Source organism: Streptomyces cacaoi (assembly GCF_006539165.1).
Lineage (GTDB): Bacteria > Actinomycetota > Actinomycetes > Streptomycetales > Streptomycetaceae > Streptomyces > Streptomyces cacaoi.
This window is the reverse complement of the sequence record NZ_BJMM01000008.1, coordinates 32,488-46,059: the sequence shown is the minus strand read 5'-3', so window position 1 is coordinate 46,059 and position 13,572 is coordinate 32,488. Positions and strand designations below refer to the sequence as shown.

At 70.5% G+C, this 13,572-nt stretch carries 13 protein-coding genes; 12 read left to right on the top strand and 1 reads right to left on the bottom strand.

What is annotated here, in order from left to right; translation table 11 throughout:
* Window positions 1-57 precede the first annotated feature (57 nt).
* From SCA03_RS10995 to SCA03_RS10975, 5 genes are all read left to right on the top strand, one after another.
* Entirely contained in the window at window positions 58-1,491 is a 1,434-nt protein-coding gene (locus SCA03_RS10995; RefSeq protein ID WP_086816900.1) for a DHA2 family efflux MFS transporter permease subunit, read from the top strand.
* 27 nt (window positions 1,492-1,518) lie between these two features.
* On the top strand, window positions 1,519-2,532 hold the full coding sequence (gene gap, locus SCA03_RS10990; RefSeq protein ID WP_030880949.1) for a type I glyceraldehyde-3-phosphate dehydrogenase: 1,014 nt from the start codon (window positions 1,519-1,521) through the stop codon (window positions 2,530-2,532).
* Between the two features lie 738 nt (window positions 2,533-3,270).
* Window positions 3,271-4,116, top strand: a complete 846-nt coding sequence (locus SCA03_RS10985; RefSeq protein WP_086816902.1) for a LuxR C-terminal-related transcriptional regulator — start codon at window positions 3,271-3,273, stop codon at window positions 4,114-4,116.
* A 172-nt stretch (window positions 4,117-4,288) separates the two neighbouring features.
* Window positions 4,289-4,792: a GNAT family N-acetyltransferase gene (locus SCA03_RS10980; RefSeq protein WP_030888075.1), complete on the top strand. Its 504-nt coding sequence runs from the start codon at window positions 4,289-4,291 to the stop codon at window positions 4,790-4,792.
* 472 nt (window positions 4,793-5,264) lie between these two features.
* The gene (locus tag SCA03_RS10975; RefSeq protein ID WP_141275342.1) at window positions 5,265-6,038 is read left to right on the top strand and encodes an alpha/beta fold hydrolase; all 774 of its coding nucleotides are present in this window, start codon (window positions 5,265-5,267) and stop codon (window positions 6,036-6,038) included.
* A gap of 54 nt (window positions 6,039-6,092) precedes the next feature.
* On the opposite strand, the gene SCA03_RS35060 is transcribed toward SCA03_RS10975, so the two are convergent.
* Window positions 6,093-6,263 carry a hypothetical protein gene (locus SCA03_RS35060; protein ID WP_158102271.1) on the bottom strand — a complete coding sequence of 57 codons (171 nt, stop codon included), beginning with the start codon at window positions 6,261-6,263 and terminating at the stop codon, window positions 6,093-6,095.
* 345 nt (window positions 6,264-6,608) lie between these two features.
* Here SCA03_RS35060 and SCA03_RS10970 point away from each other — a divergent pair, with 345 nt between their 5' ends.
* From SCA03_RS10970 to SCA03_RS10945, 7 genes are all read left to right on the top strand, one after another.
* Window positions 6,609-7,550, top strand: a complete 942-nt coding sequence (locus tag SCA03_RS10970) for a hypothetical protein (protein ID WP_086815037.1) — start codon at window positions 6,609-6,611, stop codon at window positions 7,548-7,550.
* Between the two features lie 12 nt (window positions 7,551-7,562).
* Complete coding sequence (locus tag SCA03_RS10965; protein ID WP_086815038.1) at window positions 7,563-8,489, top strand: hypothetical protein; 927 nt, start codon at window positions 7,563-7,565, stop codon at window positions 8,487-8,489.
* A gap of 50 nt (window positions 8,490-8,539) precedes the next feature.
* A complete protein-coding gene (locus tag SCA03_RS10960) occupies window positions 8,540-8,953 on the top strand; it encodes a hypothetical protein (protein WP_086815039.1) in 414 nt (137 codons plus the stop codon).
* Between the two features lie 11 nt (window positions 8,954-8,964).
* Window positions 8,965-9,348 carry a hypothetical protein gene (locus SCA03_RS10955; protein ID WP_086815040.1) on the top strand — a complete coding sequence of 128 codons (384 nt, stop codon included), beginning with the start codon at window positions 8,965-8,967 and terminating at the stop codon, window positions 9,346-9,348.
* A gap of 78 nt (window positions 9,349-9,426) precedes the next feature.
* Complete coding sequence (locus tag SCA03_RS36100; protein ID WP_086815041.1) at window positions 9,427-10,749, top strand: hypothetical protein; 1,323 nt, start codon at window positions 9,427-9,429, stop codon at window positions 10,747-10,749.
* 4 nt (window positions 10,750-10,753) lie between these two features.
* Complete coding sequence (locus SCA03_RS10950; RefSeq protein ID WP_230988592.1) at window positions 10,754-11,794, top strand: polyprenyl synthetase family protein; 1,041 nt, start codon at window positions 10,754-10,756, stop codon at window positions 11,792-11,794.
* A gap of 24 nt (window positions 11,795-11,818) precedes the next feature.
* A complete protein-coding gene (locus SCA03_RS10945) occupies window positions 11,819-13,558 on the top strand; it encodes a hypothetical protein (RefSeq protein ID WP_086815042.1) in 1,740 nt (579 codons plus the stop codon).
* Window positions 13,559-13,572 lie beyond the last annotated feature (14 nt).

Sequence of the window (13,572 nt, the reverse complement as noted above, 5' to 3'; positions counted from 1 at the left end):
CCGCCATACAAGCACAGTTTGACGTCCAGCTAACTGTTGAAGACCGAGGATTCCCGCATGAGTACAACGACCGGCACGGCAACAGCAGCCGAGGCGCCGAGCCCCGCGCCCGAGCGGCTCTCGTGGCCCCCGCTCATCGCCCTCAGCCTGGGCTATTTCCTGGTGATGCTGGATGTCACCGTCGTCACCGTCGCCGTGCCCGTCATCCGCGGCTCGGTGCACGCCGGTGCCTCCGAGATGGCCTGGGTCGTCGACGGCTACAGCGCCGTCTTCGGCGGTCTGCTGCTGATGGGCGGCGGCTTCGGCGACCGGCTCGGGCACCGCAAGGTGTTCCTCACCGGTCTCGGCTTCTTCGCCGTCGCCTCCGTCGGCTGCGCGCTGGCCACCACCCCCGCGGCCCTCATCGCCTCCCGCCTCGCCCAGGGCGCCGGCGGGGCCCTGCTGGTCCCCACGTCCCTGGCCCTGCTCACCGCTGCCTATCCGGCAACGGCCGTACGGGCCAAGGCACTCGGCGTCTGGGCCGGCATCTCCGGCATCGCGTTCGCCGCCGGGCCCCTCGTGGGCGGTCTGCTCGTGGCCGGGCTCGACTGGCGTGCCGCGTTCTGGCTGAACGTGCCCGTCGCCCTGCTCGGCGTCTGGCTCACCCTCCGGTACGTGCCCGCACCCGCCGGCCGGGCGGGCGCACGCGGCCTCGACCCGCTCGGCCAGGTGCTCGGCATCGTCGCCGTGCTCGCGCTGGCCGGCATGCTCAACGAGGCCGGCGCACAGGGCTGGACCTCACCGGTGGTGCTGGGCGCCGGAGCCCTCGGCGTGCTCGCGCTCGCCCTGTTCGTCCTGGCCGAGCGGCGGACGGAGACCCGGGGCGACGCGGAGAAGCCGCCGCTGCTGCCCATGTCGCTCTTCCGCTCGCCGGGCTTCTCCTCCACCGCCGCCGTGGGCATCCTGCTCAACCTCGGCTACTACGGCATGCTCTACCTCTCCACGCTCTACTTGCAGAACGAGCGCGGCTACGACGCGCTCGGCGCCGGCCTGGCCCTGCTGCCGACGGTGTGCATGGCCGTCGTCGCGGCCCCGCTGTCCGGCCGGCTCACCGCCCGCTACGGCCCGTACGTCCCGATGACCGCGGCGCTGCTGCTCGGCGCCGCCGGATTCGTCGGCTGGCTGCTCGCCGGTCCCGACACCTCCTACTGGCTGCTGCTGCCGGCCCTCATCGCGACCGGCCTCGCCACCCCCAGCACCGTCCCCGCGGCCACCGCCGCCATCGTGCAGGCCGCCCCCGCCCAGAACGCGGGCGTGGCCTCGGCGGTGTTCAACGTGGCACGCCAGATCGGCAATTCACTCGGCGTCGCCCTCTTCGCCTCCCTCACGGCGGGCCGGCAGCTCGTCTCCGGTCTGCACCTCTCGGCGCTCATCGCCTCGGCCGCCTTCCTGGCCGCGGCGCTGCTCGCCCTGTCCTCCTGGCGGAACGCAAAGGCGCGCGCCGCTGCCTGATCTTCTGGAACAAGGAGTACCGGCACCATGGCAACCCGCATCGCCATCAACGGATTCGGCCGCATCGGACGCACCGTCACCCGCGTCGCGCTCGACAGGCCGGACATCGACATCGTCGCCGTCAACGATCTGACGGACCCCGAACTCCTGGCGAACCTGCTGCGCTACGACTCCGTGCACGGGCGGCTGGCCGAGCCGGTCGCCGTCCGGGACGGCTCGCTCGTCATCGGTGGGCGCACCGTCCCCGTCCTGTCCGAGAAGAACCCCGCCGACCTGCCCTGGGCGGACCTCGGCGTGGACGTCGTCGTCGAGTCCACCGGCGCCTTCACCGACGGCAAGGCCGCCGCGGCCCACCTCGAAGCGGGCGCCGGCCGCGTCCTGATCTCCGCGCCGGCCACCAACACCGACTTCACCGTCGTGTACGGCATCAACGACGGCGCCCTGGACGCCTCGCACCGCATCGTCTCCAACGCGTCCTGCACCACCAACTGCGCCGCCCCGCTCGCCCAGGTCCTGCACCAGGAGTTCGGCGTCCGGCGCGGGCTGATGAACACCTCGCACGCCTACACCAGCGACCAGCGCCTGCACGACTCCCCGCACCGGGACTTCCGCCGGGCCCGGGCGGCCGCCGGCAACATCATCCCCACCACGACGGGCGCCGCGCGCGCCATCGGCGTGGTCCTGCCCGAACTCGCCGGGCTCATGGACGGGCTGTCCATGCGGGTGCCCGTCGTCGACGGCTCGATCGTCGATCTGACGGTCGAACTCCACCGGTCCGTCACGGTGGACGAGGTCAACGCCGCCTTCGCACAGGCCGCACAGGGCTCGCTGAAGGACGTGCTCGTCTACAGCGAGGACCCGCTGGTCTCCACGGACATCATCGGCACCGCGGCCTCCTGCACCTTCGACGCGCCTCTCACGATGGTCGTCGACGACGGCACGGCCGGCTCGCTGGTCAAGGTCGTCGGCTGGTACGACAACGAGGCCGGCTTCTCCCACCGCACCGTCGACGTGGTCCGCCTCCTGGGCGCCCTCGACTGACCCTCCCGGCCGAGCGCTCCCGGGGCCCCGCTCCGGAACCCTCCCCGGCCGCCGCCGTCACGGGCCCACGTTCCCGGCCTCCGGCACGGCCGGGCGAGGCCCCGCACCGGGACGAGGCCCACGTCCACGGTGGCCCCGGACCGGGTTCGGCGCCCTCGCGAGCGCTCGGCCGGCACCCTGCTCCTCGCCCGAGATTGTTTACTCGTACTTTGCCGCCTCCCCTGCGGTGGATGGGAAACTGTTGTGAAGCGCACTCGATGTGACATGCAGTCAGCCGGTCCCGTCCACCGGAAGTGGGGCAACGACGAGGTTGCTCTCTGCTGACTGCTCTTCAGTGCGGACACCACACGGGGGAATCACATGGCGGCGTACACCACGCCCCGCTGCTCTTGCACGGCTGCCCGGAGCCGGTGCGCGAAGACACCGGCCTGCGCGAAGAAACCGGCCGCGGCACCTGCCCGCCGGTCCCGCCGTGCGCGCCGACGCGCGCGCCGGCCACGCGCCAGGGCCCGGCCCGCGCGGCGCGGGGCGTACGACGGCGGCCCGCGTCTGAACCGCGGCCCCGGACCTCCGCCGCCCGGCCGCCGTTCCCCGCGCCGGGGCCCGCGCCCCGCCGCCGTCCTGGCGATCCACGGACTCCCCGGCTGCGACGAAGCAGCCCGGCCGGGGTGGTACGCCCCGGCACGTCCGCCTGTATGCGCAACCCCTCGTTCACGCCGACATGTTGGGGAAACAGACATGGCAGAGAAGTTGCTTCCAGGGATCACTGAGCACCTCCGTACCCTCCACGAGGACACGGCCGGACCCCGGCGTTCACCGGCCCCCAGCGTCCTGGTGGCCGACAGCGATCCGCTCTCCCGGTACATCATCGGCACCACGCTGCGGGACAGCGGCATGGTGCTGGCGGTGACCACCGTCGACGCGGGACGGCCGCTGCGTGAATGGCGGCTCGGCGGCGTGGAGGTGGTGCTGTGGTCGATCGGCCCCGGCACGGACGTGAGCCGTCAGGTACGCGCCCTCGCCTCCCGGAACATCCGGGTCCTGCTGCTGAGCACCCGCTGGACCGCCGGAGGGATACGTGCGGCGCTGGCCGCGGGCGCGGTGGGGCTGCTCAACAAGGACGCCGAACCCGACCGGCTGGTGGTCGCCGTCAGCGCCGCCGTCGCCGGCTACACCCTCGTCAACTCCGGCCTCGACGCCTTCGCTTCCCCGGCCGACCACACGGGACACGACGGAACGGACAGCGATGCGCACCCCTGCCGGCCCGACACCGCGCGCCCCGATCCGGCGCAGGAGTTGCTCAACCTCTCCGACCGCGAGTTCGAGGTGCTGTCCCAACTGGCCTCCGGACGCTCCACCGAAGAGGTGGCGCAGCTGCTGGCCATCAAGACAGCGACCGTCAAGAGCCATATCTCCCATCTGCTGGCCAAGTTGCAGGTGCGCAACCGCGTCGAGGCGGTCCTCCTGTACCAGCGGGTGATCGCCCAGCACACCTCCAGCATCGCCATGGACGCCCGCGCGTCGCCGCCACACCACCCGGGACAGCGGACGGACGACAGACCACGGACCCGCATCGCGTCCTGACCCCTCTCCCGGGGGCAGAACCGGCCGCACCCGGCACGCCGCAGCGGACAGCACCACGGACCGACGGGACAGCCACCGCACGGGCTCCCCGACTCCGAGGTGCTTCCGCCCCACCCCGAAACCGAACCCCTGGCGACCTCCCCCAGGTGCCCCGTGGGGAAGAGTGGAACCCATGCCTGCCTACGAGACGATGCCGGTCCACCTGGCGACCGAACGGCTCATACTGCGCCCGTGGTCGGAGACCGACGCCGCCGACTTCCGCGCCCTCCTCGCCGAACGCGGCAACGGCACCCCCACGCTCGAACGCGCCCGCACCGGCATCGCGGAACTGCTCCACACGGCATCGACCACGGGCATCGCCCTGCTGCCCGTCCAGCGCCGCACCGAGGGCGACTTCATCGGCTACTGCGGCCTGATCACCGGCCGCTGCACCCTGGACGAACCCGAGATCGCCTACGAGCTGTTCCGGCACGTACACGGACAGGGCTACGCCACGGAGGCAGCCGCCGCCGTACTCGACGCCGCCGCCGCGACGGGCCGCAAACGCCTCTGGTCGACCGTCGCCACCTGGAACACCCCCTCCCTCCGCGTCCTGGAAAAACTGGGCTTCACCCACGACCACCTCACCACCGAACCCAACGGCGAAGTGGCCTGGCTCACCCGGACGTTGGACTGAGGCCGAGGACCGGACGGGGCCGTAGCACGGTACGAGCCTCACCCCTCCCAGGCACACAGGTCGGGCCCGTGTGATGGTGCCCGGTACCGGATCGCCTCACAGCCGCGCGGCAACGAGCTCACGAAATCGGCCCGTCGAGGCCGAGGGGCGTGCACGCGGGCCCCTTGGCGTGCCAGGCCGGAAGATGGCGTCGGCCGCGCGGCCACGAATGTCGAACCCCGCCTTCCGTACAGCCGAAATCGTCGGATCCGCGCAGGACGAGCACGCCGGCTCAAGGAAGCGTCCGCGAAAGCGCGAGACTCCCTCGCGGGGATCACCCGGCAGCGCCTCCCGGGGCCGGACATGCCCACGCGGCGCGCCCCTGTCGCTCGGCCGACACCGCCCAGGCGAGAACCCGGCCCCGGCCGACCCCGCCCCACCGGGCCACTCCCCCTCGTGACACAGCACATCTCGGCCTCTCAGGAGTACCACCGTGTCCCACCCCGCCGCCCCGCACGGCCCCCACCACCCGACCAGCCCGTCCTTCCTGCTCGTCCCCGGCGCCTGGCACCGGGCCGCCTGCTGGGACCCGCTGCGCGACGCCCTCGACGCCCGAGGCCGGCGATCCCGCACCGTCGAACTGCCCAGCGCCGGCCCGCAGAGCACTCCCACCGCGGGCATGTACGACGACGCCGAGGCGATAGCCGCACAACTGCGCCGCATGGAAGGCCCCGTGATCGTCGTCGGCCATTCCTACGGCGGCATACCCGTCACGCAGGCAGCCGCCGACCACCCGCACGTCGTCCACCTCGTCTACCTCGCCGCCTATATGACACAGGAGGGCGAATCCCTCCTCAGCGTCCACGGCAAGCCCACCCCCGAGCCCGAGGACGAGGACCTCACCGGCACCTCCCCCACCGTCTTCACCGACCCCCGCACCTCGCTCTACAGCGACCTCACCGACGACCAGGCCGAGCACGCCATCGGCCGGCTCACCGAGCAGAGCCGCCGCTCGTTCCAGCAGCCGGTCACCCACGCGGCCTGGCGGACCGTGCCCTCCACCTACGTACTCTGCGAACGCGACCAGGCGCTCCCGCCGCAGCTCCAGAAGAAGATGTCCGCACACGCCACACACGTCGAACACCTACCCACCGGCCACTGCCCGTTCCTCTCCACACCACCCCGACTGGCCACCCTCCTCACCGACATCGCAACCGCCACCGCAACGGACTCCCCACACCGGGCCTCGGCAGACGAACAACACTGACCGCAGCCTGGACGAGCCGGGTTGTCCGATGCTCGCGCCAACCGGGTCGAGCCGTCACGGCAAGGTGCGCCGGTACCTGGTTTCGGGGAGTGGTGTGCCGCCGTAGGTGTCGCTCTGGATGGCTCCGTCGGTGGTGTAGCCGGTGTAGGCGGTTTGCCGGCCGCGCACCCGTATCGCGGAGACCGCGTCGATGCCGGCCTCGGTCATCTCCTGGACTCGCGCCATCCGGGCACCGTGGACCACGATCTCCTCGCGGTGCGGTGCGGTGCGGTGCGCTCACCAGCATGCCGAGCTGTGCGGGCCCGGTGCGCACACGGACTCGCACCCGGTCGTCACGGTGGCGGTCGGGGTCAACTCCCTTGTGTACGCGCACTGTTGGCTGAATCTCTCGCGGAGATAACACTCTTTCAGGTGGTTTCAGCTGTCGAAGTGGACGGCTCAACGCAGGTTGAGTTCGCATGGGAGAGCCCTCGGCGCTCACGGGGTACGCCACGGTTCGTACGTCACGGCACGCGCCCCGTCCTCGCCACCCTCCGTGCGCCGCTCCCGAAAAACTGGAGGCCCTCTTCTGTGTCGTTAACAAGCTTCGACCTCGCGATCGGGCTCGACGCGACCTCGCTCAACACCGGCATGGCCGAGCTGCACAGCAAGCACCACGACGCGGTGTTCACAGGCCGCGAAAGCACACAGTTCAACGGCGAGCAGGCCGTCCTCACATGGGACGTCAAGGGCGCGCCCACCGTCGTCCTCAGCGCGCCGAGCCAGGACGAATGGGACAAGGCCACGGACGCCGGAGGCAAGAGGCCACCGACGACGCCGCTCCCCAGCGAGAACGTTCTTCGGATCACGCTGACGAACACCGACGCGGCCCTCACCAACGCGGGGCAGACAACGAGCGTCACGGGCAAGGACATCGACGTCTACGGCGCGGTGTCGGCGAAGGACGGAAAGCTCTCCGTCACCGTTCTCGCCGTCCGGTTGGACACCGCGGGTATGGACAGCTGGAAGGCGTTCTTCGTCCAGCACCTGGTGATTCCCCACCTCGTCAAAGCCGGCGGAAACGCACTGTCCCAGCTCACGATCCCCACCCAGGAACTCTTCGGCGAGAAGCTCACCCTCGTCCCCGATCAGGCACTGATCACGGGAACCCACCTCGTACTGGCCACAGCCGCCGACATCGACGGCAACGCCACCCCCGACCCACTGGCCGCCGGATTCACCTGGCCCGACAAGCCACTGTGGGCACTGTTCAGCCGACGGTTGATCGAATGGGTCCTGGACAGGGCGATCCGCGAGAAGGCGCTCGGAAAGCAGCAGCACTTCTCCCAGTCTTCGAAACCCCTGACCATCTCGGCCGACTACCGGCTCCGGGGCTACACGGGTCTCCGGCTGGCGGCGGACTCCCTGACGAACGCCCAGGCCACCTTGGACATGGCGTACGGGGTGAACATCTCGCCCCTCGGTATCGACCCGGACAAGTGCGCGCTGTTCAACGCCACCAAGAGCATGTGACGGGAAGAGACGATGACGTCGTACGACCTCGAAGTGGCCCTGCACGAGGACGCCCTGAACTCCGTGGTGTCCTCCCTGTACGGCAGGGCGTCCCTGAAGGAAAAGCTGTTCCAGGGATCCCGGACTGCCTCCGGGCAAACGGCGACGTGGTCCGTGGAGGAGTGCCCGGTGGTCTCCCTGCGGGCGCCCGACAGCGGATTCTGGACACATGCCATCGCCCGCAAACCGCCCGTTCCGGAGCCGTACACCAATCCCTTCACCGTCACCTTCCCCAAGCTCAGGCTGACCTTCGACGGGGCGCCCTGGGAAAGGGAAGTCACGGCTCTGTGCACGCTCACCGTCTACAGCGGGAATCTCACCGTGGTGCCGGTGGCCGTGGCGATCGATCTGACCGGCGCCGACGCGTGGGCGACGTATTTCTACGAGCATGTGGTGGGCCCGAAGATGCTCGACCTGTCGTCCACCCTGCTCCGCGGTGTCACCGTGCCGCACATCACGTTCGCCGAGGTGGATTTCGGCCCGCCGGCCATCGCCGTGGGCGAAGGCGCCCTCGTGGCCGGCACCAACCTCGCCGACGGGGCAGCGCCTCCGGCTCCCGAACCGGCCGACGCCGCCGCGAAGTTCAGCGGCGGCACGCACTTCTATGTCCTGATCGGTCCGGAGACCGTGCGCCGTGTGGCGCAGGCCCAGATGGACGCGCAGACGGGAAAACGGAACCAGACGTCGGGCGAGGCCGGATTCGGCATCGGAAAAGCCACCTACGAGGCCGACATCACACTGACGTCCGCCACTGCCGCCGTCGACGACGCGGCGCCGGACACGGTCGGCATCTCGGCCGGTTTCACCGCGCACGCGGACGCCGAGCTGGAGCTGTACAGCATCGGCCACGACCTGGAGCAGGTCGGTGACGCCATCGGGCACTTCTTCAAGAGCTACTGACCGAGTGCACGAGCCATCTGCCCATCCGGAATCAACCTAGGACGTCTCTCGTGGAAAACGGCTCGGGCGCCGGCTCCGTCGGCGTCAACTACACCGCGACCCCCCTTCCTTCGCCCGTGCAAGGGCGTATTCGCCTCCAACTGTCCAGCGACTCAGGGCACTCCTGCGTCCAGGCCGTCGTCGAGCACATCGACCCCTTCGCCGTGAAGGTCGAACCGTCCGGCAGCGACGTCGGTCAGGAAGTCCTCTCCGGCCTCGTCTGGCCCCTGGCACAGGCCATCGGTGCCGTTCTGCCGCAGGCGGGCACCGCACTTCTGGCCGGTCACACCTTCAGCCTGTGCACGCTGCCGCCGGTGACCCAGAACGTCGCCGGGGAAACCGTGAAAGCCACCCTCTCCGACCCGTCGCTGGAGAACCACGACGGAGCGCTCATGGTGCGCGCGGCCCTCGAAATCGGCACCTGAAGGAGGACAGCATGCCGGCGCTCTTCCACTACGAGGTGGTGCAGGACCCTTCCGCGGTCACCGTCAAGGCAGGCATCACCGACATCTCCCCCACCGAGGTGAAGGCGGAGGTCACCTGGATCGAGCCCTTCTCCTGCACGCTCCACAGCAGGGACCAGGGCATCATCCAGACGGTCGGCACGGTGGTGGCGGCATTCGGCCTCCTGTTCCTGGAAAAGCCGTACACCTACCTGCGGGACCAGGTGGTCGGCGCGGAGCAGAAATTCTCGTTCGAGAAACCCATCGGATTCAGCTTCACGGCGAACGACGACACCGTCACGGTCAACGCCGCATCGCTGGCCGTCGAAACCCACCACGGCATGCTCATGGCCCACGGCAGCGTCGAGATCGGTTGACGAGCCCGTGCACACGCTCTGCCGCACGCCGCCGGCGTTCCCCTGCCGGACCGAAACACTGCGAGGAGTCTTTCCCTTATGACCGATCCCGGCCGCCCCGTACTGCGCCTCCCGGACACCCCCGGCTATCCGGTCGCCCGGCAGGTGCCGCTTCCGGAAGGGCATGAACACGGACCGACCGGTGCCCTCAGCCTGCGTCTGGGAGACCTGACCGTCGCCCTGGACGGTGAACTCGGAGAAGCCACCGCCGAGACGCTGGAGAACGGCCGCACTCAGTTCCATTACCCGCTTCCGCCACTGGTGCTCAGCGGCCGGTACTCCCTCGATGTGAAACCGGAACAACAGCAGCAGCTCGACACCGCGGGCGATCTCCGCCCCCTGTCCCGGGCGGAACCGTCCCCCGGCGAGCCCCGGCAGCCGGGGCTCCCCGACGAGGAGAGGGAGGGCTTTCTCGACACCGCGCGGGCCCAGCGCGAGCGTCTGGTCAAGGAGAGCGACAACGGCTATCAGCTCGTGAGCACCTTCTACGAGCACAACGAAGTCTTCAACGAGGTGTTCCAGCGTGGCGTCGAGGGCTGGGGCGGCCAGGGCACCCAGGAGATGGCCAGGGACACCGACGCCGCCGTACGGGAAGGCGGCCTGGTGAACGATCCGAACAAGCGGTACCAGCCGAAGTCCGGTAAGCCGGAACTCAGTTACAACGGGCTCGCGTTCACGCACAAGCTCGCCCTGGAGGCGACGCTCACCGTCATCGGCCAGGAGCCTGACCGCGACGCCCTCCAGCCGAAGTACCAGAAGGCCCTCGACGCCAGTGGGCGGTTCGCGAAGACCATCCGGGAGCAGACGCACAACGCCAAGGACGCGCTCCACCCGATGACCGCCGCCGAAGTCCATGCCGCGGTCCAGCAAACGCCCGCTCCCGCAGAGGAGTTCACCGTCGACCCGAGCCCCTATCTCGACCCCGACGCGCACCTGGAGCGCATCACCACCTACGGCGGCACGGCCCCCGGCGGTCTGGACGAGGACGACCTGCGGCACATCCGCTCCTGCCGAGCGAAGGGGCTCGCCAGGCTGGCGGCGGCGGAGGCGGCCGTGGGCTCCGTCCTCCACGAGGGGACCTGCGGCACCCGCATCACCGGCGGCACGATCACCGCGGAGACCGAGCAGGGCGACGACGGGCGCGGCACGGCGGTCGTCCATGTCGACCTCCCCGACCTCTCACTGGAACTCGACGACAGCGCCTGGGAGGCGGAGGCCGGCCGCACGGCGCGCGAGCGCGTCGCGCGTATGCACTTCGTGCGGACCCTGCTCCAGGACGCCCTCGCCGAACGGCTGCGGACGGCCGTACTGGACGGCCGACCGGAGCTGGCCCATCCCGACCTCACCGCATCGGAGTCCTGACCCCGTGCTGCTCTCCGCGCCCCCGCCGGGCCGGCAGCCTGCCGAGCCGGACCCCGTCAGCCGTCTGTCAACGGAACTCCTCGCCGAGGACTGGGACCGGTACGGGGAGGTTCTCGACACCACCCTCGCACCGCAGCGCGGCTATCTGACCGACAACGAACTCGCCCTGTACCGGGGCGGCAAACGGCTGCGGCCCCTCATGCTGCTCCTCAGCGCCCGGCTCGTCCACGGGCCGGGACCGCTGCCCGAGAAGGTGATCAACGGCGCCGTCTCCCTGGAGATGCTGCACGTGGCCACCCTCATCCACGACGACATCGTGGACAGTTCGCCGCTCCGCCGCACGCTGCCCTCGGTCAACGCCGCCCGCGGGACCGGGACCGCCGTGCTGGTCGGCGACATGCAGTTCGTCCAGGCCATCCGCGGCTTCGTGGACGCCATCGACGCACAGCGGGACATCGACCTGGTGAAGGCCGTCCTGGACACGGCGTTCCGCATCTGCTGCGGCGAGCTGGACGAACTGCGCGTCGACCCGGGCTGGGACACCGAGGCGCTGCTGAAGCACTACTGGGAGACCATCGAGCGCAAGACCGCCGTGCTCTTCGGCCTCGCCTGCGAGTCCGGCATCGCGCTCGCCGGCGGACGCTCGGCCGACTCCCGACGCATCGGTTTCCACGGGCGCCGGGTCGGCCGTGCCTTCCAGGTCATGGACGACCTGTTCGACCTGGCGCAGGAGGCGTCCGCCTCCGGCAAGCCCCGCGGGATCGACCTCAGCCGCGGGCGCTTCTCCCTCCCCCTCATCCACGCCATGGCCGAGCTGGGCCCGGACCATCCGGCCACCCGTATCGCCCGGGGCGCGCCCCACGACGCGGCGGAGCTCCACTCGGCCATGCGGGCCGTCCGCGCGACGACCGGATTCAGCCGGAGCTATGCGGACGCCCGGGCCCAGGCCCTGGACGCGCTGGAGTACCTGTCCCCTTTCCCGCCGAGCCCCTACCGGGACGCGCTGTCCGAGATCGCACTCCATGTGGTCGACCGCGCACCCTGACGACCGGATTCCTGGAGACTGCGAGTGAGCGACAACCTGGTCACGTTCCTGCACGCCACGATGCGCCGGCGGCTGAACGACCTGTCGAAACCGCACAATCTGCCGGAGCTGCTCCGGCAGGTGCGGCTGGACAACGGCACGCCGCTGCTGCCGGTGAAGGCCGAGACCTGGCGGCTCGGTGCCATCGGCGGGGACGGCGGCAACACCATCGCCGTGGCCGCGGCCGACAACTGGTACACCCTCGTGAAACTGAGGTACGCGCGGCACGCCCAACCCCCTTTCCACGCCGCGGACTTCTCGGCCATCCCCCTGCCCGAGGCCCCGCTGCCGGTCCTGACCCTCCCGACCGCCGAGCTGACCGGGCTGGACAACGTGCAGCTCGGCCCCCTGGAGAACGTCGAGACGCTGCCGGACGGCTACCGCGTGACGGCGCCGCTGTACTTCGGGAAGCACAGCGGCCTCCCGCAGACCATCACGGTGGACGGACGCTATCTGCTGCAACAGAGTGTGTGCGCGCGTGCGGGGGACGAGGTCCGGCCGACCTCCTTCGCGACCCGGATGCCCTGTGTGCACTGGCCGACGGACCAGATCAACGGGACGGGCGACTTCTCCCTCACCGTCTCCGGGCTGGTCCTCGTCGTCACCCTGCGCATCCAACTGGTCGGGGACGGCGCCGGGCGAAGCCTCGCCCTCGTCGTCGAGGCCGTGCAGCCCCGGGGTGACGGCACGGAGCAGCCCCGGTTCACCCTGGTCGAGGACAAGCTCACCATCGACGACCCCACGGACCCCGGCTGTGTGAAGAACACAGCGCTGAAGCAGGTCTGGCGGCAGAACGCGGTCGACGCCTTCAACTCCGAGTCGGCCCAGGCCGCCCTGCGGCAGCAGTTGCAGAACACGCTCAACCTCGACGACAGCCTCCGGCGGATCGGTACCACCTGCACCGAGCAGCTGGCCCACGTCCTCGATTCCGCGCTGACCGCGGTGCCGCCGGGGAAGCTGCCCGACGGCGGCTCGGAGGGCAACAATCCGGTGGACCAGTACCTCTTCGACCGGCTGCGGCTGGCGATCGCCGACGAGCAGAGCGCGCTGTACCCGCCGAAGATCCTTCAGTCGGTCACGGACCCCAGGATCGAGCCGTACACGCTCGGTGAGGTCAAGCTCGGCGACATCGACCTCGACGGCATGGGCAAGGCCGAGGACGTGACCTTCACGGACGTCACCGTGGTGGGCGCGTCCAACGCCGTCGTGCTGCCCGAGCAGGCGGCTCTCGACGCGGGAACGCTGCGGGCGAAGGTGTCCATGTCCTCCCTCATGGGCCGCCCCGGCATTCCCGGCCCGCCCCTGACGCTGAAGGGGACGTTCCGGTTCACCATGGACGGGGACCCGAGCCCGCTGGGCGGGCTCACCGTCGCGGTGCGCTCCTCGGCCCTCGTGAGCGCCCTCTCGTTCTCCGGCGCGGAGCTCGGCTCGCTGTCCCTCACCGTCGCCTCGCTCACCGTCGAGTTCACCGACCAGGACCTGGAACTCGCGGTCGACATGGGGCAGATGACGTCCTTCGTCAACGCGGCGCTACGGGCCGACTCGGTCAAGGAGGACGTCCGCACGAAGCTGAACGCGGCGCTCGCCAAGGATCTGCCACAGATCGGGGCGGGCCTCAGCGACGTCGTCCGCCGGGCGGTGGAGGAGCAGCTGGACCGCCCGGACGGCGGCCGGGCACCCGGCAGCGGGGAGGCCCGGGCGGGCGCGTCGCCCTCGGCGGAGTGACCCGCCCGGATGCC

What these genes read in the sequence shown, in the direction of transcription:
- SCA03_RS10955 (WP_086815040.1), top strand. Translation starts at nt 8,965, where the DNA reads ATGCCGGCGCTCTTCCACTACGAGGTGGTGCAGGACCCTTCCGCGGTC.
- SCA03_RS36100 (WP_086815041.1), top strand. Translation starts at nt 9,427, where the DNA reads ATGACCGATCCCGGCCGCCCCGTACTGCGCCTCCCGGACACCCCCGGC.
- SCA03_RS35060 (WP_158102271.1), bottom strand. Translation starts at nt 6,263, where the DNA reads ATGGCGCGAGTCCAGGAGATGACCGAGGCCGGCATCGACGCGGTCTCC.
- SCA03_RS10985 (WP_086816902.1), top strand. Translation starts at nt 3,271, where the DNA reads ATGGCAGAGAAGTTGCTTCCAGGGATCACTGAGCACCTCCGTACCCTC.
- SCA03_RS10980 (WP_030888075.1), top strand. Translation starts at nt 4,289, where the DNA reads ATGCCTGCCTACGAGACGATGCCGGTCCACCTGGCGACCGAACGGCTC.
- SCA03_RS10965 (WP_086815038.1), top strand. Translation starts at nt 7,563, where the DNA reads ATGACGTCGTACGACCTCGAAGTGGCCCTGCACGAGGACGCCCTGAAC.
- SCA03_RS10995 (WP_086816900.1), top strand. Translation starts at nt 58, where the DNA reads ATGAGTACAACGACCGGCACGGCAACAGCAGCCGAGGCGCCGAGCCCC.
- gap (WP_030880949.1), top strand. Translation starts at nt 1,519, where the DNA reads ATGGCAACCCGCATCGCCATCAACGGATTCGGCCGCATCGGACGCACC.